At 72.4% G+C, this 25999-nt stretch carries 20 protein-coding genes; 15 read left to right on the plus strand and 5 right to left on the minus strand.

Annotated elements, in window-relative coordinates; translation table 11 throughout:
- Positions 1-17: 17 nt before the first annotated feature.
- Positions 18-827: a class I SAM-dependent methyltransferase gene (locus HJG43_06565; protein UER55775.1), complete on the minus strand. Its 810-nt coding sequence runs from the start codon at positions 825-827 to the stop codon at positions 18-20.
- 163 nt (positions 828-990) lie between these two features.
- Between HJG43_06565 and rpsA the strand changes: the two genes are divergently transcribed.
- The gene (gene rpsA / locus HJG43_06570; protein UER54261.1) at positions 991-2487 is read left to right on the plus strand and encodes a 30S ribosomal protein S1; all 1497 of its coding nucleotides are present in this window, start codon (positions 991-993) and stop codon (positions 2485-2487) included.
- An 84-nt stretch (positions 2488-2571) separates the two neighbouring features.
- Here the strand turns inward: rpsA and HJG43_06575 are convergent, their stop codons facing one another.
- Positions 2572-3966 (minus strand): AMP-binding protein, encoded by a 1395-nt coding sequence (locus HJG43_06575; GenBank protein UER55776.1) that lies wholly within the window; start codon positions 3964-3966, stop codon positions 2572-2574.
- Between the two features lie 228 nt (positions 3967-4194).
- Here HJG43_06575 and HJG43_06580 point away from each other — a divergent pair, with 228 nt between their 5' ends.
- The 6 genes from HJG43_06580 to HJG43_06605 all read left to right on the plus strand — a co-directional run bounded on the left by HJG43_06580 (position 4195) and on the right by HJG43_06605 (position 11838).
- Positions 4195-5541, plus strand: coding sequence for an IS110 family transposase (locus HJG43_06580; GenBank protein UER54262.1), 1347 nt, complete (start codon positions 4195-4197; stop codon positions 5539-5541).
- Positions 5542-5868: 327 nt separating this feature from the next.
- Positions 5869-6507 carry an alpha-ketoglutarate-dependent dioxygenase AlkB gene (locus HJG43_06585; protein UER54263.1) on the plus strand — a complete coding sequence of 213 codons (639 nt, stop codon included), beginning with the start codon at positions 5869-5871 and terminating at the stop codon, positions 6505-6507.
- A gap of 24 nt (positions 6508-6531) precedes the next feature.
- Complete coding sequence (locus tag HJG43_06590) at positions 6532-7464, plus strand: dephospho-CoA kinase (protein UER54264.1); 933 nt, start codon at positions 6532-6534, stop codon at positions 7462-7464.
- Between the two features lie 3 nt (positions 7465-7467).
- Entirely contained in the window at positions 7468-9573 is a 2106-nt protein-coding gene (gene uvrB / locus HJG43_06595) for an excinuclease ABC subunit UvrB (GenBank protein ID UER54265.1), read from the plus strand.
- 206 nt (positions 9574-9779) lie between these two features.
- Complete coding sequence (locus tag HJG43_06600) at positions 9780-10790, plus strand: TerC family protein (GenBank protein ID UER54266.1); 1011 nt, start codon at positions 9780-9782, stop codon at positions 10788-10790.
- 4 nt (positions 10791-10794) lie between these two features.
- Positions 10795-11838 carry a TerC family protein gene (locus HJG43_06605; GenBank protein ID UER54267.1) on the plus strand — a complete coding sequence of 348 codons (1044 nt, stop codon included), beginning with the start codon at positions 10795-10797 and terminating at the stop codon, positions 11836-11838.
- 9 nt (positions 11839-11847) lie between these two features.
- On the opposite strand, the gene HJG43_06610 is transcribed toward HJG43_06605, so the two are convergent.
- Together HJG43_06610 and HJG43_06615 are read right to left on the minus strand one after the other, a co-directional pair.
- Positions 11848-12489, minus strand: coding sequence for an MBL fold metallo-hydrolase (locus HJG43_06610; protein ID UER54268.1), 642 nt, complete (start codon positions 12487-12489; stop codon positions 11848-11850).
- Between the two features lie 24 nt (positions 12490-12513).
- Positions 12514-14310, minus strand: coding sequence for a glycoside hydrolase family 15 protein (locus HJG43_06615; protein UER54269.1), 1797 nt, complete (start codon positions 14308-14310; stop codon positions 12514-12516).
- A 59-nt stretch (positions 14311-14369) separates the two neighbouring features.
- Between HJG43_06615 and HJG43_06620 the strand changes: the two genes are divergently transcribed.
- Positions 14370-15851, plus strand: a complete 1482-nt coding sequence (locus HJG43_06620) for a glucose-6-phosphate dehydrogenase (protein UER55777.1) — start codon at positions 14370-14372, stop codon at positions 15849-15851.
- Between the two features lies 1 nt (position 15852).
- Here the strand turns inward: HJG43_06620 and HJG43_06625 are convergent, their stop codons facing one another.
- Positions 15853-16530, minus strand: coding sequence for a maleylpyruvate isomerase family mycothiol-dependent enzyme (locus HJG43_06625; GenBank protein ID UER54270.1), 678 nt, complete (start codon positions 16528-16530; stop codon positions 15853-15855).
- A 29-nt stretch (positions 16531-16559) separates the two neighbouring features.
- Here HJG43_06625 and uvrA point away from each other — a divergent pair, with 29 nt between their 5' ends.
- The 7 genes from uvrA (at position 16560) to uvrC (ending at position 25993) form a co-directional block, all read left to right on the plus strand.
- Complete coding sequence (uvrA, locus tag HJG43_06630; protein UER54271.1) at positions 16560-19535, plus strand: excinuclease ABC subunit UvrA; 2976 nt, start codon at positions 16560-16562, stop codon at positions 19533-19535.
- A 700-nt stretch (positions 19536-20235) separates the two neighbouring features.
- Positions 20236-20631, plus strand: coding sequence for a hypothetical protein (locus HJG43_06635; GenBank protein UER54272.1), 396 nt, complete (start codon positions 20236-20238; stop codon positions 20629-20631).
- 203 nt (positions 20632-20834) lie between these two features.
- Positions 20835-21683: a peptidoglycan-binding protein gene (locus tag HJG43_06640; GenBank protein ID UER54273.1), complete on the plus strand. Its 849-nt coding sequence runs from the start codon at positions 20835-20837 to the stop codon at positions 21681-21683.
- The gene (locus HJG43_06645; protein UER54274.1) at positions 21680-22315 is read left to right on the plus strand and encodes an ATP-binding cassette domain-containing protein; all 636 of its coding nucleotides are present in this window, start codon (positions 21680-21682) and stop codon (positions 22313-22315) included. The genes HJG43_06640 and HJG43_06645 overlap by 4 nt, the downstream gene beginning before the upstream one ends.
- Positions 22290-23414 (plus strand): hypothetical protein, encoded by a 1125-nt coding sequence (locus HJG43_06650; GenBank protein ID UER54275.1) that lies wholly within the window; start codon positions 22290-22292, stop codon positions 23412-23414. The genes HJG43_06645 and HJG43_06650 overlap by 26 nt, the downstream gene beginning before the upstream one ends.
- A 189-nt stretch (positions 23415-23603) precedes the next feature.
- A complete protein-coding gene (locus HJG43_06655) occupies positions 23604-23990 on the plus strand; it encodes a DUF2267 domain-containing protein (GenBank protein UER54276.1) in 387 nt (128 codons plus the stop codon).
- Between the two features lie 71 nt (positions 23991-24061).
- Positions 24062-25993, plus strand: a complete 1932-nt coding sequence (uvrC, locus tag HJG43_06660) for an excinuclease ABC subunit UvrC (protein UER54277.1) — start codon at positions 24062-24064, stop codon at positions 25991-25993.
- Positions 25994-25999: the final 6 nt, after the last annotated feature.

The following is a 25999-nucleotide window of genomic DNA, read 5'->3' on the forward strand; positions in this document are numbered from 1 at the left end:
CCAGTGACCCCGGGGGGTCAGCGCCGGTCGGTGACCAGGACGGCCGTGCCCGGCAGCAGCCGGCCGCGGGTCGGGCTCCAGCCACCCCAGACGTGCTCGTGCCCGGGCGGCCACGGCGGCTCGACGAGGTCGACGAGGTCGAACCCGGCCCCGACCACGAGCCGTACCCAGTCCCCGAGCGTCCGGTGGTACTCGGCGTACAGCACGGTGCCGTCCGCGGCCACCTCGGCGTACGGCGTCCGGTCGAAGTACGAGCGGACGGCGGTCAGTCCCCCGGGCCCGGGGTCGTCGGGGAACGCCCACCGGACGGGATGGGTCACCGAGAACACCCAGCGCCCGGCCGGGCGCAGCACCCGGTGCACCTCGGCGAGCACGCCGGCGGCGTCCGCGACGAACGGCAGCGCGCCGTAGGCGGAGAACGCCACGTCGACGGACCCGTCCGCCAGCGGCAGCCGCCCGGCGTCCGCCTGCACCACCGGCACCCCGACGCCGGCCCGGGCGTCCAGCTCCCGGCTGCGCGCCAGCATCCCCGCGGACACGTCGACACCGAGCACCAGCGCACCACGGGCCGCCGCCCAGCGGGCGCCCTGAGCCGCTCCGCAGCCGACCTCGAGCAGCCGGCGGCCGGTGACGTCGCCGAGCAGGCCTGCGTCGTCCTCGTCCAGCCCCTCCGGGCCCCAGCGCAGGCGGGCGTCCCCGAGGAACGCGCCGTGCTCGGCGAGGTAGGCGCCGGACTGCTCGTCCCACCAGCGGCGGGTGCCCCGGCCCGCGGCGTCCGGGTCCACCGGCAGGTACCCGGCCCGGGCGAGGCGGGCGGCGGCGGGCAGGTCGGTCGGGGGAGTGCTCACCGGACCAGTGTGGGCTTTTGACCGGCCCCTGGTCCGGCAGTAGGCTGGCTGAGCGCGTGTCGTGTGCGCGGGTTACTCCTGCGCACCTCCTCCCGCACCGTCCCTGCCCCTTCCAACCAGTCCGTATCGGAGCCCCTACTACATGACCGCCACCACCGAGCAGTCGACCACCCCGCAGGTCGCCGTCAACGACATCGGCTCGAGCGAAGACTTCCTCGCCGCCATCGACGCGACCATCAAGTACTTCAACGACGGGGACATCGTCTCCGGCCAGATCGTCAAGGTCGACCGTGACGAGGTCCTGCTCGACATCGGGTACAAGACCGAGGGCGTGATCCCCTCCCGCGAGCTGTCGATCAAGCACGACGTGGACCCCTCCGAGGTGGTCCAGGTCGGCGACGAGGTCGAGGCCCTCGTCCTCCAGAAGGAGGACAAGGAGGGGCGTCTCATCCTGTCCAAGAAGCGCGCGCAGTACGAGCGGGCCTGGGGCACGATCGAGAAGATCAAGGAAGAGGACGGCGTCGTCACCGGCACCGTCATCGAGGTCGTCAAGGGCGGCCTCATCCTCGACATCGGCCTGCGGGGCTTCCTGCCGGCGTCGCTGGTCGAGATGCGGCGGGTCCGGGACCTGCAGCCGTACGTCGGCCAGGAGCTCGAGGCGAAGATCATCGAGCTGGACAAGAACCGCAACAACGTCGTGCTGTCCCGCCGGGCCTGGCTCGAGCAGACCCAGTCCGCGGTCCGGCAGAACTTCCTGCAGACCCTGCAGAAGGGCCAGGTCCGCACCGGCGTCGTGTCGTCGATCGTCAACTTCGGGGCGTTCGTCGACCTCGGCGGCGTCGACGGTCTCGTGCACGTGTCCGAGCTGTCCTGGAAGCACATCGACCACCCGAGCGAGGTCGTGGAGGTGGGCCAGGAGGTCACCGTCGAGGTCCTCGACGTCGACATGGACCGTGAGCGGGTCTCCCTGTCCCTCAAGGCGACGATGGAGGACCCGTGGCAGCAGTTCGCCCGGACCCACGCCATCGGCCAGGTCGTCCCGGGCAAGGTCACCAAGCTCGTCCCGTTCGGCGCGTTCGTCCGGGTCGAGGACGGCATCGAGGGTCTCGTGCACATCTCCGAGCTGGCGGTGCGGCACGTGGAGGTCCCCGAGCAGGTCGTCCAGGTGAACGACGAGATCTTCGTCAAGGTCATCGACATCGACCTCGAGCGTCGCCGGATCTCGCTGTCGCTCAAGCAGGCCAACGAGGGCGTCGACCTGACCTCCGAGGACTTCGACCCGTCGCTGTACGGCATGGCGCAGGAGTACGACGAGGCCGGCAACTACAAGTACCCCGAGGGCTTTGACCCGGAGACCAACGAGTGGCTCGAGGGGTACGAGACCCAGCGCGAGGAGTGGGAGCGGCAGTACGCCGAGGCCCACGCCCGCTGGGAGGCCCACAAGAAGCAGGTCGAGGCCGCCGCCAACGCCGAGGCCGAGGCGCAGAACGAGACGAAGACCTCGTACTCCTCCGAGGGCTCGGCGCCCGCGCCGGCCCCGAGCGCCGGGCCGACTCCGGCGGCCCCCGCCAACGAGGGCACGCTGGCCTCCGACGAGGCGCTCGCTGCGCTGCGGGAGAAGCTGACCGGCAACGGCTGATCCCTCCGCTGTCCCGACGGGGCCCGGTACCGCGAGGTGCCGGGCCCCGTCGCCGTCTCGGGCTCTGTCACCGTCCCGGCTCGGTCACCGGGGCGGCGGCGCCGCACCGGTCAGCCGGTCCGCGAGCTCCAGACGGCGGACCTTCCCGCTGGAGGTCCGGGGCAGGTCCCGCTCGTCGAGGACGTGGACGTCCTTGGGACGTCGCGCGGGGGGCAGGTGCTCACGGGCGAACGCCGTCACGTCGCCGGCCGTGGCGGGGGACCGGTCCGTCGGGACGACGACCGCCTCCAGCCGCTGACCCCACCGCTCGTCCGGCACGCCGACGACGACCACCTCCCGGACGCCGGGACACCGGGACAGCACCCGCTCCACCTCGAGCGGGTAGACGTTGACCCCGCCGGTGATGACGAGATCCTCCCGTCGTCCGGTGAGGTAGAGGAACCCGTCGGCGTCCAGGCGGCCGTGGTCCCCGACCGTGAACGCGGGACCAGCCGGGGTGTGCCGCCACGCCTGCGCCGTCCGCTCGGGGTCGCCCCAGTAGCTGAACCGGGCCCAGGGCGGCACCGCGCACCAGATGGTGCCGTCCGCGTCGACCGACAGGGTCCGTCCGGCGCGGGCCCGCCCCACGGTGCCCGGTCGCTCCAGCCACTGCGCCGCCGGGCAGGCGGTGAACTGACCCTCGGTGGCACCGTAGAACTCCCACACCGGCTCGGTGCCGACGACGTCGATCAGCCAGCGCCGCACCGGGTCCGGGCACGGGGCCCCGGCGTGCGCGACGAGCCGGAAGCCGCGCAGCGCCTCGCGCACCGGGCCGGGGTCGGTGACGGCGCGCTCGTGCAGCCGTTGCAGCTGGGCGGGCGCGGTGAACAGGGTGGTGGGCCGGTGCTGCCGGCACGCCTGCAGGAAGCCGTCCACGGTGAACCGGCCGGGGACCACCACCGACCCTCCGGCGTACAGCGTGGCGAGGGCGAACCGCAGCGGCGCCGAGTGGTGCAGCGGGGAGACGACCAGGTGCACGTCGGCCGGGCCGAGCCCCCACTGCTCGATCTCCTCGCCCCACAGCCGCCGGGCGTCGTCCTGCGTCAGGAGCCCGCTCCACACGCCCTTGCGCCGGCCGGTGGTCCCGGAGGTGTAGTGCATCGGGCGGGCGAGGGGGACGGGGGACAGCGGAAGGGGCGACGCGGTCGACGGCACGGCCGGGTGCTCGCCGGCGCGGACGAGCCCGGCCAGGTCGTCCCCGTCCCGGACGACGAGGGCCGGGTCGGCGTCCGCCAGCACCTCGGCCAGCTCGTCCGCCGGCGTCCCGGGGTCGAGCACCACCGGCACGACCCCGGCCCGTAGCGCCGCGAGGGCCACGGCGACCAGGGCGGGCGACCCGGGGACGACGAGCGCGACCCGGTCCCCGCGGCGCACTCCGGCGGCGTGCAGGGCGCTGGCGACATGGCCGGCCACGGCATCCGCCTGCGCCGCGGTCACCACGTCGCCGACCTCCACGCCGACCTCCGCGCCGACCTCCACGCCGGCATGCTGCCACGCTCCACGGCCCCGCGCCCAACCCCCTTGGTGATCATGCAATCCCGCCACCCCGGGCTGCCCGCGCTCAACCCCTTCGTAGTAATGGCGTTCTGGGAGGGGGTTCGCATAGAACGTCCTCCTGTGTACACGTCTCGGGCTTGGTGTCCCAACGCGATGAACAGGAGGACGTCCATGGGTAATGGTACGGGTTTGACTCGGGGTGATCGGCGGCGTAACGAGCGGCGGGCCCGGCTGCGTGCGGCGGTGCCGGCGTCGGCTGCGGTGGTGGGGGTTGATCTGGGGGAGGACACCCAGATGGTGGTGGTCACTGACCGGGACTGCCGGGTGCTGGCCCGGCGGGTGTTCAAGGGCAAGGCGTGGGAGCTGGGGCCGGTCCTGGACTGGGCGGTGCAGCAGGCTGCGCGGGCCGGGTTCACGGCGGTGACGTTGGCGTGTGAGCCGACCGGGTCACGGTGGATGGCGGTGCAGGACGCCGCCTTCGAGCGGGACCTGCTGGTGGTGTGTGTGCAGCCGCTGGCCGCGGCCCGGGCCCGGGAGGAGGAGGACTACACCCGGGACAAGTCCGACTACAAGGATGCGGTGCTGATCGCCCGGTTGGCCGGTGAGCTGCGCTGCTACGTCCCCGAACGTGTGGAGGAGCAGTGGGCGGTGCTGCGGCACCTCGGTCGCCGTCGTGGTGAGCTGATCACCCGGTCGACCCGGGCGGTGCTGCAGCTGCGTGACCTGCTCGCGGTGGGCTGGCCCACGGTCCTGACGGCGGCGAGCAAGCCGTTCGAGTCGATGACCTGGCAGGCGTCGGTGGCGGTGGTGCTGGACCGCTGCAACGGTGACCCGGCCCGGCTGCGGCGGATGGGCCTGGCCCGGTTCACCGACGCGGTGCGCCGTGAGCTGCCTCGTTGGGGTGGGCGCAAGATCCGCCGCCGGATCGTCGAGGGCGTGTTCGCCGCCCTCAACGACACCACCGGCGCGGTGGCCCGCCAGCGCGCCGGGGCGCTCAAACGCGCCGCCTGGGCGGTGGATGACCTGCGCGCCGCCCGCGCCCAGCAGCAGACCGTCGAGCAGGAGATGCTCACCGCCGTGGACGCCCTGGGCCTGAGTGACCCGCTGGCCTCGATCCCCGGGCTGTCCCTGCCGGCTGCCGCGCAGATCCTCGCCGAGGCCGGTGACCCGACCCGCTTCGACAGCGCACGGTCCCTGGTCAAGCACGCCGGGCTGAACCCGGTGGAGAACACCTCGGCCACCTTCCGCGGCCGCACCCGCACCTCCAAACGCGGCCGCCCCGGGCTGCGGCTGGCCGCCTGGCGTGCCACCTGGACGGTGATCCGGCACAACCCGGTCCTGGCCGCCCGCCACGCCCACCTGACCAGCCGCCAGCACAACCGGCTCACCCGCGCACAGGCCCACGTGGCCTGCGCCACGACCCTGCTGCGCTGGATCTACGCCGTCACCACCACCGGGCAGCGCTGGGACCCCCGGATCGCCGCCGGCCCCACCACCGAGGCCCCCATGGCCGCCTGACCAGCACACCCGCCGACCCCGGCGGGGCGAGCTCGCACCTTCGTAGAGGGGAAACCCTTCCACCTCGATGATCACCATGAGCAGCCCCGCCAGGCCGCCAGGGAACCTCACAAGCTCGCTTGAACGCTGTTGGGACCCCAAGCCCACTTGCCAGCTACGTAGAGACGAGGAACCCGACCCCGGCCACCCCCCCGGCGGGGACCCCACACACCACCAACAAGATCAACACGACCCAAGACCTTGACGTGAAACCTCTTACGCTGGTGATCATGCAATCCCGCCACCCGGCTCTAGAACGCATGTTCGACTGTGGCGTACGCTCACGTCATGCCGGCCCTGCTGCAGACCTCGTTGCTCGACGGCCTCGCCAGCTCGGAGGGGCCCGCGCTCGGTGACCTGCGCGCCCTGCGCCGCACCGAGCTCGGGCGTGGTGCCTGGGTCGACGTCCTGCCCGGCTGGGTGTCCGGCTCCGACGACGTGTTCGTGGACCTCGTCACTGGTGTGCCGTGGCGGGAGGAGCAGCGCCGGATGTACGACCGGGTCGTCGAGGTGCCGCGGCTGCTGTGCTGGTACGGCGAGGGCGCCGCGCTGCCGGCCCCGGTGCTGGCCGAGGCGCGGGACCGGCTGTCGGCGCACTACGCCGCCGAGCTGGGGGAGCCGCTGCGCACCGCCGGCCTGTGCTACTACCGCGACGGCCGGGACAGCGTGGCCTGGCACGGGGACCGGATCGGCCGCGGCCGCACCAGCGACACGGTGGTGGCCATCATCTCCTTCGGGGCGCCGCGGCGGCTGCTGCTGCGCCCCACCGGGGGCGGTGGCGCCACCCACGGCTTCGCCCTCGGCCACGGGGACCTGCTCGTCATGGGCGGGTCGTGCCAGCGGACCTGGGAGCACGCGGTCCCCAAGACGGCGTCACCGGTCGGGCCGCGGATCAGCGTCCAGCTCCGGCCCCGCGGCGTCCGCTGAGCCGCCGGGCCTACCCTGGCCGGCGTGCTGCGAGTGGGACTGACCGGGGGGACCGGGGCCGGCAAGTCCTCCGTCGCCCGACGGCTCAGCGAGCTGGGTGCCGTCGTCGTGGACGCCGACGCCCTGGCCCGGGAGGTCCTCGCGCCCGGGTCCGAGGGGCTGGCGGCGGTGGTCGCCGAGTTCGGCCCCGAGGTGCTGGACGGCGACGGCGGGCTCGACCGAGCGGCCCTGGCGCGGGTGGTCTTCGCCGACGCCGACCGCCGGGCCGCCCTCGAGCGCATCACCCACCCCCGGATCGCCGCCCTCACCGCACAACAGGTGGCGGCGGCGCCCGCGGACGCCGTCGTCGTCCACGACGTCCCGCTGCTCGTCGAGAAGGGGATGGGCGCCGGCTACCACCTCGTCGTCGTCGTGCACGCTCCCGCTGCCGAGCGGGTGCGCCGGCTGGTGGCGCACCGGGGGATGACCGCCGAGGACGCGTGGTCACGGGTGCGGGCCCAGGCGAGTGACGACGAGCGCCGGGCGGCCGCGGACGTGTGGCTGGACAACTCCGGGACGCCGGCCGACCTCGCTGCGGCGGTGGACGACCTGTGGCGCGCACGGCTGGTGCCGTACGAGGAGAACGTCCGCCTCGGACGCCCGGCGCCCGGGTGGGCCGACGGCGGGACGGGCCAACGGCCGGACGCGGGAGCCGGTGCCCGGGTGGCGGCCCGGGTCGCGCACGCGGTGCGAGCGGTGCTGCCGGACGCGGAGGTCCGGGTGGACGCCGCCGCCCCGCTGACCGTCGTGGTCCGCGGCGGCGTGGCCGCGGGCTCACCGGACGACGCGGCGCTCGCCGCGGCCCTTCGCGCGGCAGGGTTCCCCCCGGTGGCCGAGGGGGTGCACGCCTCGGCGGACCCCGGACTGCCGGCGCGGGTGCTGCTGGCGCGGCTCCCCGGTGCGGCGGCTTACCGTTGACCCATGCGCCCCAGCACCGACCTGCAGCGACGGGTGGCACCCTTCACCGTCGTCTCGGAGTTCCAGCCGTCCGGGGACCAGCCCGCCGCGATCGCCGAGCTCACCCGCCGGATCCAGGCCGGGGAGCAGGACGTCGTGCTGCTGGGCGCGACCGGCACCGGCAAGTCCGCGACCACGGCGTGGCTGATCGAGAAGGTCCAGCGGCCCACCCTCGTCATGGCGCCGAACAAGACGCTCGCGGCCCAGCTGGCGAACGAGTTCCGGGAGCTCCTGCCGCACAACGCGGTCGAGTACTTCGTCTCCTACTACGACTACTACCAGCCGGAGGCCTACGTCCCGCAGACGGACACCTACATCGAGAAGGACTCCTCGATCAACGACGAGGTGGAGCGGCTGCGGCACTCCGCGACGAACTCGCTGCTGACCCGCCGGGACGTCGTCGTGGTCGCCTCGGTCTCCTGCATCTACGGCCTGGGCACCCCCCAGGAGTACGTCGACCGGATGGCGCGCCTGCACGTCGGGCAGGAGGTGGACCGCGACGAGCTGCTCCGCCGCTTCGTGCAGATGCAGTACACCCGCAACGACCTCGCGTTCACCCGTGGCACGTTCCGCGTCCGCGGTGACACCGTGGAGATCATCCCGGTGTACGAGGAGCTCGCCGTCCGGATCGAGTTCTTCGGCGACGAGGTGGACCGGCTGTACACCCTGAACCCGCTGACCGGGGAGGTGGTGCGTGAGGAGCAGGAGATGTACGTGTTCCCCGCCTCGCACTACGTCGCCGGCCCCGAGCGGATGGAACGCGCCATCGCCGGCATCGAGGCCGAGCTCGAGCAGCGGCTCGCCGAGCTTGAGCGGCAGGGCAAGCTGCTCGAGGCCCAGCGGCTGCGGATGCGGACCACGTACGACATCGAGATGATGCGGCAGGTCGGCTCCTGCTCCGGGATCGAGAACTACTCCCGGCACATCGACGGCCGCGGCCCCGGGACGGCGCCCAACACCCTGCTCGACTACTTCCCGGACGACTTCCTGCTCGTCATCGACGAGTCGCACGTCACCGTGCCGCAGATCGGTGCCATGTACGAGGGGGACATGTCGCGCAAGCGGACCCTCGTCGAGCACGGCTTCCGGCTGCCGAGCGCGATGGACAACCGGCCGTTGAAGTGGGAGGAGTTCCTCGAGCGGACCGGGCAGACCGTGTACCTGTCCGCGACCCCCGGGCCGTACGAGCTGTCCCGCGGGAACGGCGTGGTGGAGCAGATCATCCGGCCGACCGGCCTCATCGACCCGCAGATCGTCCTCAAGCCGACGAAGGGTCAGATCGACGACCTGCTGCACGAGATCCGGACCCGCGCCGACAAGGACGAGCGGGTGCTCGTCACGACGCTCACGAAGAAGATGGCCGAGGACCTCACCGACTACCTGCTCGACCAGGGCGTCCGGGTCCGGTACCTGCACTCCGAGGTCGACACGCTGCGCCGGGTCGAGCTGCTGCGCGAGCTGCGGACGGGGGAGTACGACGTCCTGGTCGGGATCAACCTGCTGCGCGAGGGACTCGATCTGCCCGAGGTGTCGCTGGTCAGCATCCTGGACGCCGACAAGGAGGGCTTCCTGCGCTCGGAGCGTTCCCTGATCCAGACCATCGGCCGGGCCGCCCGCAACGTCTCCGGGCAGGTGCACATGTACGCCGACACCGTGACGCCGTCGATGCAGTTCGCGATCGACGAGACGAACCGGCGCCGGGAGAAGCAGATCGCCTACAACCGCGAGCACGGGATCGACCCCACCCCCCTGCGCAAGCGGATCGCCGACATCACCGACCTGCTCGCCCGGGAGGACGTGGACACCGCGGCCCTGCTCGGCGGCGCGGGGCGTCAGCAGTCCCGCGGCAAGACTCCCGTGCCGGGAATGAGCTCCCGGCGCGGCGGCGACCGGCCGGCGCGGCTCGCCGAGCTGCCCGCCGCGGACCTGGCGGACCTCATCGGCCAGCTCACCGACCAGATGCACACCGCCGCAGGCGAGCTGCAGTTCGAGCTGGCCGCGCGACTGCGGGACGAGATCGCCGACCTCAAGAAGGAGCTGCGGGGCATGCAGCGGGCTGGTCACGCCTGACGGTGAGCGGCCCGAGGGGCGCATCCCGGCATCTCGGGTAGAGTGGCAGCACTCGGAGGGGAGTATCCCCATCGCAGTGCCCTCGTCATCCCGGTGTCTGCCACGGCGCCCGGGGGCACGGTCCGTCCCATGGGCGGGAGAGACCTCCGGTTGCTGTCCGCGCGCGGCGCCGCGTGCCCGACCGAGCTCCGGAGACCGATGTCCTGATGTCCATGACCTGGTGGCTGTCCACCGTCGCCGTCGTCATCGCCCTGCTCGTCCTCGACTTCGTCGTCGCTGCACGGCGTCCGCACCACGTCGGCATGCGGGAGGCGGCGATCTGGTCGACGTTCTACATCGCCGTCGCCATTCTCTTCGGGATCTTCTTCTGGGTCGTCGCGGGGTCGCAGCAGGGCACCGAGTACTTCACCGGCTACGTCGTCGAGAAGAGCCTGTCGGTCGACAACCTCTTCGTCTTCGTGATCATCATGGCGAAGTTCTCGGTGCCGGACGTGCTGCAGCAGCGGGTCCTGCTGTTCGGCATCGCCGCAGCCCTCGTGCTGCGCGTCATCTTCATCGCCCTCGGCGCGGCGGCCCTCAGCGCCTTCTCCTGGGTGTTCGTGATCTTCGGTCTGTTCCTCATCTACACCGCGGTCCAGCTGTACCGGAACCGCGACGAGGACCCCGAGGCGGGGGACAACCCCGTGCTGCGGTGGGTGCAGAACCACCTTCCGGCGACCGACGACTACCAGGGCACCAAGCTCGTCGTGCGGCAGAACGGGCGTCGTGTGATCACGCCGCTGTTCATCGTGTTCGTGGCGATCGCCAGCACCGACGTGCTGTTCGCCCTGGACTCCATCCCGGCGGTGTTCGGCATCACCCAGGACCCGTTCATCGTGTTCGCCGCCAACGCGTTCGCCCTGCTCGGCCTGCGCGCCCTGTACTTCCTCATCCACGGGCTGCTCGACCGGCTCGTCTACCTGTCGACCGGCCTGTCCGTCATCCTCGGCTTCATCGGCGTCAAGCTCATCCTCACGTTCCTGCACGAGGACGTGAACGAGGCGATTCCGCACGTGCCGACGGAGGTCTCCCTCGTCGTCATCCTCGGCGTCCTGGCCGTCACCACCGTGGCGAGCCTGCTGCGGGTCCGCAGCCACCCCGAGGAGCGGGCCCACGCCGGGCGGGTGCTCGGCGGCGAGCACGAAGACGCCCCGAAGCCGCCGGCCCGGGACCGCTGAGCCGGTGACCCTGCCCGTCTGGTTCGAGGTCGCCACCTTCGCCGGGATCAGTCTGCTGCTGCTCGCCGACCTGCTGATCGTCGCCCGGCGGCCGCACGAGCCGTCCATGCGGGAGTCCACCGTGTGGGTGAGCGTGTACGTCGTCCTGGCCCTGCTCTTCGGCCTGGTGATGCTGGCGTTCGGCGGCGGCCAGGCCGCCGGCGAGTTCTACGCAGGCTGGCTCACCGAGTACAGCCTGTCGGTCGACAACCTCTTCGTCTTCGTGATCATCATGGCGAGGTTCGCCGTGCCCCGGCGCAACCAGCAGCAGGTGCTGATGATCGGCATCATCATGGCGCTGGTGCTGCGCGGGATCTTCATCCTCGTCGGCGCCGCCGCCATCAACCAGTTCGCGTGGCTGTTCTGGATCTTCGGCGGCTTCCTCATCTACACCGCGGTCACCCTCGCCCGGCACTCCGAGGCGGAGGAGGACGAGTTCCAGGAGAACGTCGTGATCCGGCGGCTTCGCACGGTGCTGCCGATGCACTCGGAGTACGACGGCGCCAAGATCCGAACCGTCGTCGACGGGCGGCGCCTGTTCACGCCGATGGTCGTCGTCCTCGTCGCGATCGCCACCACCGACCTGCTGTTCGCGCTCGACTCGATCCCGGCGATCTTCGGGCTCACCCAGGATCCGTTCATCGTGTTCACGGCGAACGTGTTCGCGCTCATGGGTCTGCGGCAGCTGTACTTCCTGCTCGGCGGGCTGCTCGACCGGCTGGTCTACCTGTCCAAGGGGCTGGCGGTGATCCTGGGCTTCATCGGCGTGAAGCTCATGCTGCAGGCCCTGCACGAGAACACGCTGCCGTTCATCAACGGCGGGCAGCCCGTGCGCTCCGTCCCCGAGGTGCCGATCTGGCTGTCCCTGGGCGTCATCCTCGCCACGCTGGCGGTCGCCACCGTCGCCAGCCTGGCCCGTACCCGGGCGGTCGATGCCGAGGCGCCGGCCCGGCAGCGGGACGAGCTGGCCCCCGAGAACGTCGGCGGGGAGCCGCCCGACGAGGGGTGAGCGGCAGTCTCACCAGCCCCGCTCGCGCCACTCGCTCAGGTGCGGCCGCTCGGTGCCGAGCGTGGTCGCCGCCCCGTGCCCCGGGTGGACGACGGTGTCGTCAGGCAGGACGTCGAACACCCGCCGCTCGACGTCGTCCATCAGCGAGGTGAACCGGACGGCGTCACCGCCGGTGTTCCCGACCCCGCCCGGGAACAGGCTGTCCCCGCTGAACAGGTGCGTGGACCCGTCCCGGCCCCGGTGCACCAGAGCGACCGATCCCGGGGTGTGCCCACGCAGGTGGATGACGTCCAGGTCCACCTCCCCGACCCGGACGACGTCCCCGTGCCGGAGCAGGACGTCCACCGGCACCGGCAGGTCCGGGGCGTCGTCCTCGCCGGCGGCGGTGCGTGCGCCCGTCGCGGCGACGACCTCGGCGAGGGCCCGGTGGTGGTCCCAGTGCCCGTGCGTGGTGACCACGGTGTCGAGCCGTCCGGTCGGGGAGCCCTCCCGGACCAGCGCCAGCAGCGCCTCGGCATCGTCCGCGGCGTCGACGAGCAGCTGCTCGCCGGTGCTGCGGCACGTCAGCAGGTAGCAGTTGTTGTCCATCTCCGACACGCTGGTCCGCCGGATCGTCAGCGAACCCGTCTCGATGACCTCGTCCGCGGGCATGGCCCCGACGCTAGACCAGCGCGCTCACCGCTGCATCGTGTGCCGGCCCGCCTGGTCGAGGGCGTCCGCGGCCCGCACCAGGGCCAGGTGCGACAGCGCCTGCGGCACGTTGCCGAGCTGGCGGCCGAGCGCGGGGGCGTACTCCTCGGACAGCAGGCCCAGGTCGTTGCGCAGCCCCAGCAGCCGATCCATCAGCGCCCGGGCGTCCTCGATCCGGCCGCTGAGCGCGTACTGCTCGACCAGCCAGAACGAGCAGGCCAGGAACGGGTTCTCCCCTGGTGGCAGCCCGTCCACGCCGGTCTCGGTCCGGTACCGCAGCAGCAGCCCGTCGACCATGAGGTCCTCCTCGATGGCCGCGACCGTGCCGAGCATCCGGTCGTCGTCCGGGCGGCAGAACCCGACCTGGGGCAGCTGCAGCAGCGACGCGTCGACGGTCTTCCCCCCGTAGTACTGGGTGTAGGTGCCGCGCTGCCGGTCGAAGCCCTCCGTCTCGATCCGGTCCCGGACCCGCTCGCGCAGATCCTCCCAGCGCTCGGCGTCGCCGTCCAGCCCGTGCTCCCGGACGGCGCGAACCCCCCGGTCGAGGGCGGCCCAGACCATCACCTGGGAGTGGGTGAAGTGCCGCAGCGGGCCGCGGATCTCCCAGATCCCGTGGTCCGGGTCCTCCCAGCGCTCACCGACGTACCGCAGCAGCTCGCGCTGCAGCGGCCAGGAGAACTCGCTCTCGGTGAGCCCCTCCCGGCGGGCCCGGTCGAGGGCCACCATGACCTCCCCGAGGACGTCGGCCTGGTACTGGTCGTAGGCGCCGTTGCCGACCCGCACCGGGCGGGAGGACTCGTAGCCCGGCAGCCAGTCGAGCTCGGCCTCGGCGAGCTCCCGCTCCCCGGCGATGCCGTACATGATCTGCACCTGCTCCGGGGAGCCGGCGATCGCCCGCAGCAGCCAGTCCCGCCACTGGCACACCTCGTCGTGGTAGCCGTGCGACAGCAACGCCTCGATCGTCAGCGCGGCGTCCCGCAGCCACGAGTACCGGTAGTCCCAGTTCCGCTGCCCGCCGAGCTCCTCCGGCAGCGAGGTCGTCGCGGCCGCGACGATGCCGCCGGTGTCCGCGTGGGTGAGGCCCCGCAGCACCAGCAGGGACCGGGTTACCGCCTCCTCGTACGGCCCCTCGCAGCTGCTCTGGGCGGCCCACTCCTCCCAGCGCCGCACCGTCTCCTCGACCCGGGACACCGGGTCCAAGCGCTCCGGCGCCGGCCGGTGGGACGGGAACCACGTCAGCACGTAGTCGACCCGCTCGCCGGCGCGAACGGTGACCTCGCCGACGTGCCGGTGGTCGGCGCGCGAGGGCAGCGGCCCGCCCCGCAGCAGCACGGCGTCCGGGCCGGCGGTGGCGAGCAGCCCCTCGCCGTGCCCGTCGTCCTCCACCCGGCGCACCCAGGGCAGGTACCGGCCGTAGCCGAACCGCAGGACGAGCTCGTTGCGCAGCGTCACCTCGCCCTCGAGGCCCTCGACGCTGCGGACGACGTCGGCGCGTCCGTCAGCGACCGGCATGGCGTCCACCACCCGGACGACGCCGTCCGGCGTCCGCCAGGTGGTCTCCAGCACGAAGGAGGCCCCGACGTAGCGCCGGGACGCCGAGACGTCGTCGCCGACGGGGGACAGCAGCCAGCGGCCGTGCCCGCTGTCACCGAGCAGCGCCGCGAACACCGACGGGCTGTCGAACCGCGGCAGGCACAGCCAGTCGATGCTGCCGTCGATCCCCACCAGGGCGCCGGTGTGGCCGTCGCCGATGAACGCGTAGTCCTCGATCCGCAGAGCCATCCCCCCATCCTGCCCGTGCGTCCAGAGCGCCGCCGCGGCAGGCTGAGCGGGTGACCGCGATCTCCGAGACCGACGCCGACGTCCGCGACCACCGACCCGGGGCGAGGGCCCCGCACGCCGAACCCGTCCGCAGCCTGCTGGTCCTGGGCGCCAGCGGGGACCTCGCCGGCCGGCTCCTGCTGCCGGGCCTGGCCCGGCTGCTGGCCAGCGGACGGGCGCACGACGTCCAGCTCGTCGGCTCCGGGGTCGACGACTGGGACGACGACCGCTGGCGGGCCCGGCTGCGGGAGTCCTTCGCGGCCGCCCCGAGCATCGAGGTCGCGCCGCAGGAGCGGACGGCCGCCCCGCCGGACGCCCCCGGCGCGGCGACGCTGCGCCGGCTCGAGCGGGAGTCGGTGTACCGGCAGGCCGACGTCACCCGCGCCGAGGACCTGCGCGGGCTGCTCGCGCTGTGCGAGCAGCCCGTGGCGATCTACTTCGCCCTGCCACCGGCGGTCACCGAACGGGCGTGCGAGGCCCTGCTGGAGATCGGCGTCCCACCCGGTACCCGGCTGGTGCTGGAGAAGCCGTTCGGCACCGACAGTGCCTCGGCCCGGCGCCTCAACGACCTCGTCGCCCGCATCGTGCCGGAGGACCAGGTGCACCGGGTCGACCACTTCCTCGGCAAGCACACGGTGCTCAACGTCCTGGGGTTCCGGTTCGCCAACCGGCTGTTCGAGCCGCTGTGGAACGCCACCCACATCGACCGGGTGGACATCGTCTACGACGAGTCCCTGGCCCTGGAGGACCGGGCGCGCTACTACGACGGCGCCGGGGCCCTGCGGGACATGGTGCAGAGCCACCTGCTGCAGGTCCTCGCCGTGCTCGCCATGGACCCGCCGGCCACGATGCAGGCCCGTGACGTCCGGGACCGCAAGGCGGAGGTGCTGCGGGCGACCCGGGCCGGGGAGGACGTCACCCGGCACAGCCGGCGAGCCCGCTACACCGCCGGCCGGGTCGGGGACCGCGACCTGCCCGCCTACGTCGACGAGCCCGGCGTCGACCCCGCCCGCGGCACCGAGACCCTCGCCGAGGTCACCTGCTTCATCGACAACTGGCGGTGGAAGGGCGTGCCCTTCCGGCTGCGCTCCGGCAAGGCCCTCGGCAACCCGCGCAAGGAGGCCGTCATCACGTTCAAGCCGGTGCCGCACCTGCCGACCGGCCTGCACGGGACCTCGACCCCGGCCCGGCTGCGGATCGGGTTCGGCCCGGACTGCCTGCACCTCGAGCTCGACGTCAACGGCCCCGGGGACCCGCGCGAGCTGGAGCGGGTCGAGCTCAGCACCGAGTTCGGCGCCCCGGAGCTGCCCGCCTACGGGGAGGTGCTCGCCGGCGTCCTGGACGCCGACCCGTTGCTGTCGGTCCGCGGGGACGTCGCCGAGGAGCTCTGGCGGATCGTCACCCCGGTGCTCGAGGCGTGGGAGGCCGGTGAGGTGCCGCTGGAGGAGTACGCCGCCGGCAGCCAGGGGCCGGGGTGGACCACCGACTTCCCGGAGTGCTGAGTCAGCCCCAGCTCGGGACGGGGGGCAGCGGGCCTGGGGAGGTCAGGGCCGCGCCGTCCTCACGGCCGGTCAGCCAGCCGAGCAGGGCGGCCGGGTCGCCGTGGACCCCGACCGCCCGGGGGTCCACCCCGGTCCGCTGCACCGCCTCCACCAGCCCCCGGGCCACCACGGGCCCGGGGAGGTCGGCGAACCGTCGCCCGGTGCCGAGGTCGACGTGGTGGTAGGCGACCTCGCGGATCCGGTTCCACAGCACGTCCGCCGCCGGTATCGGGTGCCCCTGGGCCGCCGGTCCGGGCCGGACCTCGACGTCCCGGCGGTCCACCGGCAGCTCGGCCGCCGCGGCGAGGAACCGCTCGGCGCTGGACTCGACGTCCGCCTCGAGGTCGGCCGGGGCGAGCCGGGTGCCGGCCTCGATCTCGGCGTCCCGCTGCTCGCGGTCGGCGTACATCGGCCGGGCCTGCCCGGTCCGGGCCCAGGTGAGCAGGTTGACCAGGGCGTCGGCGTTGCGGGCCACGTGCGCGAGGACGTGCGCCCGGGTCCAGCCGGGCAGCAGGGACGGCGCGGCCAGGCCGGCGGCGTCCAGGGTGCGGACGTCGTCGAGCAGGTCGTCGGTGAGAGCGGCCAGCAGCCCGACCGCCTCGTCGTAGGTGGCGGGGTCGTCGAGCCGGGACAGGTCCATGGCGGGCACGGTAGCCCGCGCCACCTACCATGGGGCGAGTGGCTGACCGGCTGATCGTCCGGGGTGCGCGCGAGCACAACCTCAAGGACGTGTCCCTCGACCTGCCCCGTGACGCGCTCATCGTGTTCACGGGGCTGTCCGGCTCGGGCAAGTCGTCGCTGGCCTTCGACACGATCTTCGCCGAGGGGCAGCGGCGCTACGTGGAGTCACTGTCCGCCTACGCCCGCCAGTTCCTCGGCCAGATGGACAAGCCGGACGTCGACTTCATCGAGGGCCTGTCACCGGCGGTGTCCATCGACCAGAAGTCCACCAGCCGCAACCCGCGCTCCACCGTCGGCACGATCACCGAGGTCTACGACTACCTGCGGCTGCTGTGGGCCCGGGTCGGACGGCCGCACTGCCCGGTCTGCGACGAGCCGATCGGCCGGCAGACCCCGCAGCAGATCGTCGACCGGCTGCTCGAGCTGCCCGAGGGCACCCGGTTCCAGGTGCTGGCCCCGGTGGTCCGCGGCCGCAAGGGCGAGTACGCCGACCTGTTCCGCGAGCTGCAGGGCAAGGGTTTTGCCCGGGCCCGGGTGGACGGCGAGGTCGTCTCGCTGGCCGAGCCGCCGGCGCTGGAGAAGAACCTCAAGCACACCATCGACGTCGTCGTGGACCGGCTCGTCGTCAAGCCGTCGGCCAAGCGCCGGCTGACCGACTCGGTGGAGACCGCGCTCGGCCTGTCCGGCGGCCTGCTCGTCGCCGAGCTCGTCGACGCCGCCACCGACGACCCGGGGCGGGAGCGCCGGTTCTCCGAGCGGATGGCGTGCCCCAACGACCACCCGCTGGCGCTCGACGAGATCGAGCCCCGGTCGTTCTCGTTCAACGCGCCCTACGGTGCCTGCCCCGAGTGCCACGGCATCGGCACCCGTCTCGAGGTCGACCCCGACCTCGTCGTCCCGGACCCCGACCTGTCCCTGGCCGAGGGCGCCATCGCCCCGTGGGGCAGCGGGTCGGGGTCGGGGGACTACTACACGCGGTTGATGTCCGGGCTGGCCGACCAGCTCGGGTTCACCATGGACACCCCGTGGCGGGCGCTGCCCAAGCGCGCCACCCAGGCCCTGCTGCACGGCCAGGACTACAAGGTGCACGTCCGGTACCGCAACCGGTTCGGCCGCGAGCGCTCGTACACGACCGGGTTCGAGGGCGTCGTGCCGTTCATCAAGCGCCGGCACGCCGAGACCGAGTCCGACTGGTCCCGGGAACGGTACGAGGGCTACATGCGCGAGGTGCCGTGCCCGGCGTGCGGCGGCGCCCGGCTCAAGCCCGAGGTGCTCGCGGTCCGGGTCGGCGGCAGGTCGATCGCGCAGGCCGCGGCGCTGCCGATCGCGGAGGCCGCCCGCTTCCTCGGCGACCTGGAGCTGTCGGCGCGGGAGAGGCAGATCGCCGAGCGGGTGCTCAAGGAGATCAGTGCCCGGCTCGGGTTCCTCCTCGACGTCGGGCTCGACTACCTCTCCCTGGACCGGGCCGCGGGCACGCTGTCCGGCGGGGAGGCCCAGCGCATCCGCCTGGCCACCCAGATCGGCTCGGGTCTGGTCGGCGTCCTGTACGTGCTCGACGAGCCGAGCATCGGCCTGCACCAGCGGGACAACCGGCGGCTCATCGAGACGCTGACCCGGTTGCGGGACCTCGGCAACACCCTCATCGTCGTCGAGCACGACGAGGACACCATCCGCACGGCGGACTGGGTCGTCGACATCGGCCCCGGTGCCGGGGAGCACGGCGGCCAGGTCGTGCACTCCGGGCCGGTCGACGGGCTGCTCGACCACCCGGACTCGATGACCGGCCAGTACCTCTCCGGACGCCGGGAGATCCCGCTGCCCGCCCAGCGGCGTCCCCGTTCACCCGGGCGTGAGCTGACCGTCGTCGGGGCCCGGGAGAACAACCTGCGCGGGATCGACGTCACCTTTCCGCTCGGCACGTTCGTCGCCGTGACCGGGGTCTCCGGGTCGGGCAAGTCCACGCTCGTCAACGACGTCCTCTACAAGGTGCTGGCCAACCAGCTCAACGGCGCCCGGCAGGTGCCCGGCCGGCACAAGACGGTCCGTGGCCTGGACCAGCTCGACAAGGTCGTGCACGTCGACCAGAGCCCGATCGGGCGCACCCCCCGGTCCAACCCGGCGACGTACACCGGCGTCTTCGACCATGTCCGCCGGTTGTTCGCCGAGACCACCGAGGCGAAGGTCCGCGGGTACATGCCCGGCCGGTTCTCGTTCAACGTCAAGGGGGGCCGCTGCGAGGCCTGCCAGGGCGACGGCACGATCAAGATCGAGATGAACTTCCTGCCGGACGTCTACGTGCCCTGCGAGGTGTGCCACGGTGCCCGGTACAACCGGGAGACGCTGGAGGTGCACTTCAAGGGCAGGACGATCGCCGAGGTCCTCGACATGCCGATCGAGGAGGCCGCGGAGTTCTTCGCCGCGGTGCCGGCGATCGCCCGGCACCTGCGCACCCTCGTGGACGTCGGACTCGGTTACGTGCGGCTCGGCCAGCCCGCGCCGACCCTGTCCGGCGGCGAGGCGCAGCGGGTCAAGCTCGCCAGCGAGCTGCAGAAGCGCTCCACCGGCCGAACCGTCTACGTGCTCGACGAGCCGACGACCGGACTGCACTTCGAGGACATCCGCAAGCTGCTCGCGGTGCTGCAGGGCCTGGTCGACAAGGGCAACACGGTCATCGTCATCGAGCACAACCTCGATGTGATCAAGAACGCGGACTGGATCGTCGACATGGGCCCCGAGGGAGGCTCCGGCGGCGGCACGGTGGTCGCCGAGGGAACTCCCGAGGACGTCGCGGCCGACCCGGCTAGCTACACGGGCCAGTTCCTCGCCCCGGTCCTGGGTGATCGGGTACCGAGCGGTCGGGTACCAGCCGGTCCGGCGACGGCCCACCCGCCGGCGAGGGAGGCGTCAACGAAGCGGAGGGCACGGGGAACTCCGGTGCGGCGCTCCGGTCGCACGGCGGGTTGAGCCGCGCAAAGGGCCTGCTCCACCGGACTACCCCGGTGTCTCGCGGCTACGCGCGTGTCGGGTTCTCGGAAGGGACGGTGCGGTGGAGACAATGGGACAATGAGGAAGTGAGGGCCGTCTCTTGTCGGGCGAAGCCTTCCCGAGTAGCGTTCTGAGCACTCTTCGAGTCCGAGGAGGGGGTTACCTCCCCAAGAGGTTGGCGTCGGGGGTCTACGATGCGAAAGCCGCTCATCGCGCTTGTCACAGCTGCAGCTGTGACCTCCACCTCGAGCCCTGCATGGGCGGTGGAGGAAAGTGGAACGCTGTACTGTCCAGAGATCTTCCAGACGGAGACTGCCCGGGCGAGGGCTTACGGGTACCTGGGCCTCCGCGGCCCAGGCGATTCCTCCTATACGTACTACTACGGTGATGGTTGGTACGTCCGCGAGAACACCGGGCCTGGCGGGTACTGGCGAGCCTACAACAACGGCCCGGGCGGGATGGACAACGGCGGTACGTACGCATACTGCCGCAACTGATGTGCCAGTTCGGACGTGGTTACGGCGCCATAGCCCTGCCGCTCGCGTTGCTGGTCGCACTGACTGCGTGTGGCACCACCCCGCCAGGTAGGGGGTTGTCTACGAACAGTGCCTCCGCTGAGCCTCGTGCGACGACCACCGCTTCGCAGCAGCCTGACCGAGCCGCGGAGCACCAGAGTGCCATGGAGCATCTCGACCGCTTCATGTCCTGTCTGCAGGAGCAGGGCTGGACGGTAACCTCAACCGAGGACGGCTTCGAGGTGGATGTGTCTCAAGGCAAGGAGAAGGCGTTTCAGGCGAGCGAAGCGGTGTGCAAGGAGCGAGTGGGTGACTTCCCGACTCCAGCCCCGCCCACGGAGCAGGAGATCGAAGGCCTCTATGCCTTGAACCTGAAGGCGGTGCAGTGCCTGAAGGAGCAGGGAATCACCGTAGAACCTCCGCCGTCCTTGGAGCTGTACGCCCAGCAGTATCGGCAAAGCCTTCAGGGCGGGCCCGCGCCGTGGTCCCCGTACGCGAACGTGGAGAACCTGGCGGCCGTTGAGGGGGCATGTCCTCAGCCCCAGCTCGAGGACCTGTGACCCCGAGGAACCGCCGAGTCCTGCACGGCGTCGTGGTGGTGACGGCGGCTGTCGCGTTGCTCGGCCTGGGGTGGTGGGCAGGTCGCACGGCTCTGCAGCCGCCCAGGGATCCGCTGGTCGCCGCGCAACCCGTGACGGTCCCGGTGGAAGTGGAGACGGTCGGTCGGTCACTGACTCTCTCCGCGACGGCGCGGTGGCGACCGGTGAGGACCGTGCTGGCGGTCCGACCCGGTGTCGTCACCGGCGCGGGGACGGTCGACGACGTCGCCGACTCGGGGGACGTCCTGCTCCAGCTCGATCTCCTCCCCGTCGTGGTGGTGGCCGGAGAGGTCCCCGCCTTCCGAGACCTGCAGCGAGGGGTGCGCGGGCCGGACGTCCAGCAGCTCCAGGAGTTCCTGGACGGGGCTGGTTTCGATGTCGACGACGAGGAGGGGGAGTTCTCCGATGGGACCGAGCAGGCGGTCCGGGCGTGGCAGCGGGCACTGGGCCAGGAAGCTACCGGTGTCGTGCCGTACGGGGCGCTGGTCTTTGTTCCGGAGCTGCCGGCTCGGGTGCGGATTGCGGCCAGCGTCGCCCAACCGGTGGCACCCGGTGACCTGTTGGCCGAGGTCCTGGCACCCACGCCCGACTTCGTCGTCCCGGTCACCGACGAGCAGAGCGCTCTCATCCCGCCGTCGACGGCGGTTGCCGTCACAGCCGGGGACGGGCAGACTTGGCAGGCGCGGACCGCTGACGTGGTTGAGACCGAGGACGGCGGACAGGGCCTGCGTCTGGTCGGAGCGGACGGGTCCGGCGTCTGCGCCGGATCGTGCGACCAGGTGCCGCGGGACACCGCGAGCACCTGGCGCGCAGAGATCCTTCTCGTGCCGGAGTCCACGGGGCCTGCGGTGCCGGTCGCCGCCGTCCGTACCGGTGCGGACGGCCGACGGTTCGTGCGCACCATCGACGGGACCGAGATCGATGTCGAGGTCGTCGCCACGGCGAACGGACTGGCCGTGGTGGACGGCGTGGATGCGGGCACAGAGGTCGTCCTACCAGGGAGGCCGGAGTGATCGCGCTGCGCGGGGTGGACTTCACGTACGGTTCCAGTCCGCCGGTTCTCCGGGACATCGACCTGGACATTCCCGAGGGTCGGATCACGGCCATCACCGGACCGTCCGGCCGGGGCAAGTCGACGCTCCTGTTCATCGCCGGCCTGTTGCTGCGGCCGACCGGAGGGCAGGTGGTCGTGGGCGGTACGGACGTCGCCAGGCTCCCGGACCGAGCTCGGTCGCGGATCCGCGGACGGCTGATCGGCTTCGTGTTCCAAGACGCCGCGCTGGACGCCAGCCGCTCGGTCCTCGACAACGTGATCGAGAGCACGGACTACAGCGGAGCGTCACGGCGTCAGGCGTCAGACCGTGCCCGGGCGCTGTTGGCTGACCTCGGTGTCCAGGTGGACACCCGGCGCCGACCTGTGCAGATCTCGGGTGGCCAGGCACAGCGGGTTGCAGTCTGCCGGGCACTGCTGCCCGAGCCTGCGGTCATCCTCGCCGACGAGCCGACGGGCAATCTCGACGAGGAGTCGGCGCGGGCCGTGATGCACCAGCTGAGAGCCGAAGCCGATCGTGGTGTCGCCGTTGCTGTCGCCACGCATGACGACAGGGTGATCCGTGCGTGTGACTCGCGCTTCGATCTCTCCTGAGCCGTCCGGTGCCGGGCTGGTCCGGCTGCTCGGCGCCGCGGCGCGGATCGCCACGAGCCAGCGTGTTCTCAGCCTCGCCATCGGGCTCATCAGCGCCGGCGTGGTGGTGACGACCCTGGCGACCGCGGGACGCGTGGTGAGCGCCGAGCGCGCCGTCCTCGAGAGGATCGACGACGCCGACGTGACCGTGATCCAGGTGGTGGACGACGAGGGTGGCGCCGGACTCGACGCCGTAACGGTGCGACGCCTCGAGTCGATGAGCACTGTGGCGTGGGTGGTGGGGCTGGGTCCGGTAGAAGACGTTCGCCCGTCCGGCCTACCAGGTGCCGAACCGGTTCCAGCTCGGTACGTGGTCGGCTCCTCGCCGGCCCTGCGGCTGCCCCCGGACTCCGGCTTCCGCCCCCAGGCGGTCGTCGGCGACGCGAGCCGCGACCGGCTGGGCCTGGTCGACTCCTCAGGTGCCGTCGACCTGACCAGTGGGGTCCAGCTGCCCGTCGTCGGCACGTTCACAGCCTCCCCGCCGTTGTCGTCGCTGCGAGAGCTCGTGCTCATCGTCGAGCCGTCATGGACCGGTCCGCTGCGGCGAATCCACGTGCAGGTCCGGAACCCGGAGGACGTGCTCGTCACTGCGGAAGCGGTGCAGGCAGTCCTTGGTGACGGTGACAACGCTGCGGCACGAGTCGAGGTGGCGCAGGACCTCGCCCTGGTTCGCGCTGCTGTCCAGGGCGAGCTCGGGGGAACCGGACGCGCCACAGTGCTCCAGACGCTCGCGGCCGGCCTGCTCCTGGCGACCTTGACCATCTTCGCCGGCCTCCAGGGCCGTCGGCGGGACTTCGGTCGTCGACGCGCTCTCGGAGCCACCAGGGTCCAGCTCACCGGCGTGGTCGTCCTGCACGTCCTCCTCGCGGCCGTCCCGGGCGCACTGCTGGGCGCGGTCGGAGGCTCGGTGGCCGTCGTGGCGCTGTCCGGGTCGGGGCCCGGGTGGCAGTATCCCGTTGCCGTGGCGCTGCTGACCGTCGCCGCGATGGTGCTGGCTGCGGCACTTCCCGCGGTGACCGCCGCGTGGCGCGACCCCGTAGCGGCCTTGCGTGTGCCGTGACGGCCGGCGGGTCCCCGGTACGGCGCTCCGGTCGCACGGCGAGCTGAGCCGTGCAGAGCCCCTGGCGGGCGTTTGCACGCCCTGCACGGGCGTGCTACCCAGGAACGCGGAGGCGCGTCGCGTCGTTCGCACCGGCGCTGCCGGCAGGTAGTGGGTCAACCGGACACCGACGAGATCAGGGAGCAAGTCATGCGGTACGACGAGTTCCTGGCCCAGGTGCGCGACCGAGGCAGCTACGCCGACCAGGCGGAGGCGGAGCGGGTCACCCGCACGGTGCTCGACCTGCTCGGGGAGCGGCTCGCCGGCGGTGAGGCCAAGGACCTGGCGTCCCAGCTCCCGGCGGAACTCCAGGACTCCCTGCTGAGCGCTGCCGACAGCGCAGAGGGGTACGGCGTCGAGGAGTTCCTCCGCCGACTGGCGCAACGCCTCGACGCGACCGAGGAGACGGCGCGGTGGGACGCCAGCGCGGTGCTCACCACGGTCGCCGACGCCATCAGCGGCGGTGAGCTCAACCAGGTGCTCTCGCAGCTGCCGAGCACCTACGCGGAGCTGTTCGGCAAGCCCGAGCTGGCCTGAGAACCCCCACGGACGGGCTGCGGGACGCCGGCCGGCGGCAGCCGGCGCGTCCCGCTCCTTAGGCTGGGTCCGTGGCCGACCCGTCGACGTACCGCCCGAAGCCGGGCGAGATCCCCGACGAGCCCGGCGTGTACCGGTTCACCGACGCCGCCGGGCGGGTGATCTACGTCGGCAAGGCGAAGAGCCTGCGCCAACGGCTCAACAGCTACTTCGCCGACGTGGCCTCGCTGCACCCGCGCACCCAGCAGATGGTCACCACGGCGACCGCCGTCCAGTGGACCGTCGTGGCCACCGAGGTGGAGGCCCTCCAGCTCGAGTACTCCTGGATCAAGGAGTTCGACCCGCGCTTCAACGTCAGGTACCGGGACGACAAGTCCTACCCGTACCTGGCCGTCACGATGGGGGAGGAGTTCCCCCGGGTCCAGGTGATGCGCGGACGCAAGAGGCCCGGCACCCGCTACTTCGGCCCGTACGCGCACGCGTGGGCGATCCGGGAGACCGTCGACCTGCTGCTGCGGGTGTTCCCGGTCCGCACCTGCTCGGCGGGGGTGTTCAAGCGCGCCGGCCAGGTGGGCCGGCCGTGCCTGCTCGGGTACATCGACAAGTGCTCCGCGCCCTGTGTCGGGTCGATCAGCCCCGAGGACCACCGGGCCCTCGCCGAGGACTTCTGCGACTTCATGGCCGGGTCGACCGGCCGCTTCGTCCACCGGCTCGAGCGGGAGATGCGCCAGGCCGCCGCCGACCTCGACTTCGAGCGGGCCGCCCGGCTGCGCGACGACGTCGAGGCCCTGCGCCGGGCGATCGAGAAGAACGCCGTCGTCCTGCCGGACGCCACCGACGCCGACGTCTTCGCCCTCGCCGAGGACGAGCTCGAGGCCGCCGTCCAGGTCTTCCACGTGCGCGGCGGCCGGGTCCGCGGCCAGCGCGGCTGGGTGGTGGAGAAGGTGGAGGACCTCAGCACCGGCGAGCTCGTCGAGCACCTGCTCCAGCAGGTCTACGGGGACGCCGCGGACGCCGTCCCGCGGGAGGTCCTCGTCCCCGAGCTGCCGCCGGACCTGGCGGAGGTGACCGCCTGGCTGACCGGCCTGCGTGGCGGGCGCGTCGACGTCCGGGTGCCGCAGCGGGGCGACAAGCGCGCCCTCGCCCAGACCGTGCAGCGCAACGCCACCCAGGCCCTCGCCCTGCACAAGACCCGGCGCGCCGGGGACCTCACCACCCGCAGCCAGGCGCTGCAGGAGATCCAGGACGCTCTCGGGCTCGCCGACGCCCCGCTGCGGATCGAGTGCTTCGACGTGTCCAACCTGCAGGGCACCGAGGTGGTCGCCTCGATGGTCGTGTTCGAGGACGGCCTGCCCCGCAAGTCCGAGTACCGGCGGTTCGCCGTCCGCGGGACCGGCGGCCAGGACGACGTCGCCGCCGTGCACGAGGTGATCGGCCGCCGGTTCCGTCGCTACCTCGACGAGCGGGTGGAGTCCGGGGAGCTCGTCGCGGAGGGCGAGCAGGGCCGTCGGTTCGCCTACCCGCCCAGCCTCGTCGTCGTCGACGGCGGGCAGCCGCAGGTCGCCGCGGCCGCCCGGGCGCTGGAGGAGCTCGGCGTCACCGACGTCGCCCTGTGCGGCCTGGCCAAGCGGCTCGAGGAGGTGTGGCTGCCCGGTGAGGACCACCCGGTCGTGCTGCCGCGCACCAGCCAGGGCCTCTACCTGCTGCAGCGGGTGCGCGACGAGGCCCACCGGTTCGCCATCACCTACCACCGGCAACGGCGCAGCTCGGCGATGACCCGCAGCGTGCTGGACGACGTCCCCGGCCTGGGCCCGGCGCGGCGTGCCGCGCTGCTCAAGCGGTTCGGCTCGCTCAAGCGGCTGCGCGCCGCCACCGCGGAGGAGATCGCCACGGTGCCCGGCATCGGACCGGCCACCGCGCAGGCCGTCGTCGACGCGCTGCGGGAGCCGGCGGGGGCCGCTCCCGCGGTCAACCTCGCCACCGGCGAGGTGCTCGAGGGCTGAGCGGCC

This window comes from Kineosporiaceae bacterium SCSIO 59966 (assembly GCA_020881835.1).
In the GTDB taxonomy this organism is placed as follows: domain Bacteria; phylum Actinomycetota; class Actinomycetes; order Actinomycetales; family SCSIO-59966; genus SCSIO-59966.

Coding starts and splice junctions, on each gene's coding strand:
- rpsA (UER54261.1), top strand. CDS start 991: ATGACCGCCACCACCGAGCAGTCGACCACCCCGCAGGTCGCCGTCAAC.
- HJG43_06580 (UER54262.1), top strand. CDS start 4,195: ATGGGTAATGGTACGGGTTTGACTCGGGGTGATCGGCGGCGTAACGAG.
- HJG43_06585 (UER54263.1), top strand. CDS start 5,869: ATGCCGGCCCTGCTGCAGACCTCGTTGCTCGACGGCCTCGCCAGCTCG.
- uvrB (UER54265.1), top strand. CDS start 7,468: ATGCGCCCCAGCACCGACCTGCAGCGACGGGTGGCACCCTTCACCGTC.
- HJG43_06600 (UER54266.1), top strand. CDS start 9,780: ATGTCCATGACCTGGTGGCTGTCCACCGTCGCCGTCGTCATCGCCCTG.
- HJG43_06610 (UER54268.1), bottom strand. CDS start 12,489: ATGCCCGCGGACGAGGTCATCGAGACGGGTTCGCTGACGATCCGGCGG.
- HJG43_06615 (UER54269.1), bottom strand. CDS start 14,310: ATGGCTCTGCGGATCGAGGACTACGCGTTCATCGGCGACGGCCACACC.
- HJG43_06625 (UER54270.1), bottom strand. CDS start 16,530: ATGGACCTGTCCCGGCTCGACGACCCCGCCACCTACGACGAGGCGGTC.
- uvrA (UER54271.1), top strand. CDS start 16,560: ATGGGGCGAGTGGCTGACCGGCTGATCGTCCGGGGTGCGCGCGAGCAC.
- HJG43_06635 (UER54272.1), top strand. CDS start 20,236: ATGGAGCATCTCGACCGCTTCATGTCCTGTCTGCAGGAGCAGGGCTGG.
- HJG43_06655 (UER54276.1), top strand. CDS start 23,604: ATGCGGTACGACGAGTTCCTGGCCCAGGTGCGCGACCGAGGCAGCTAC.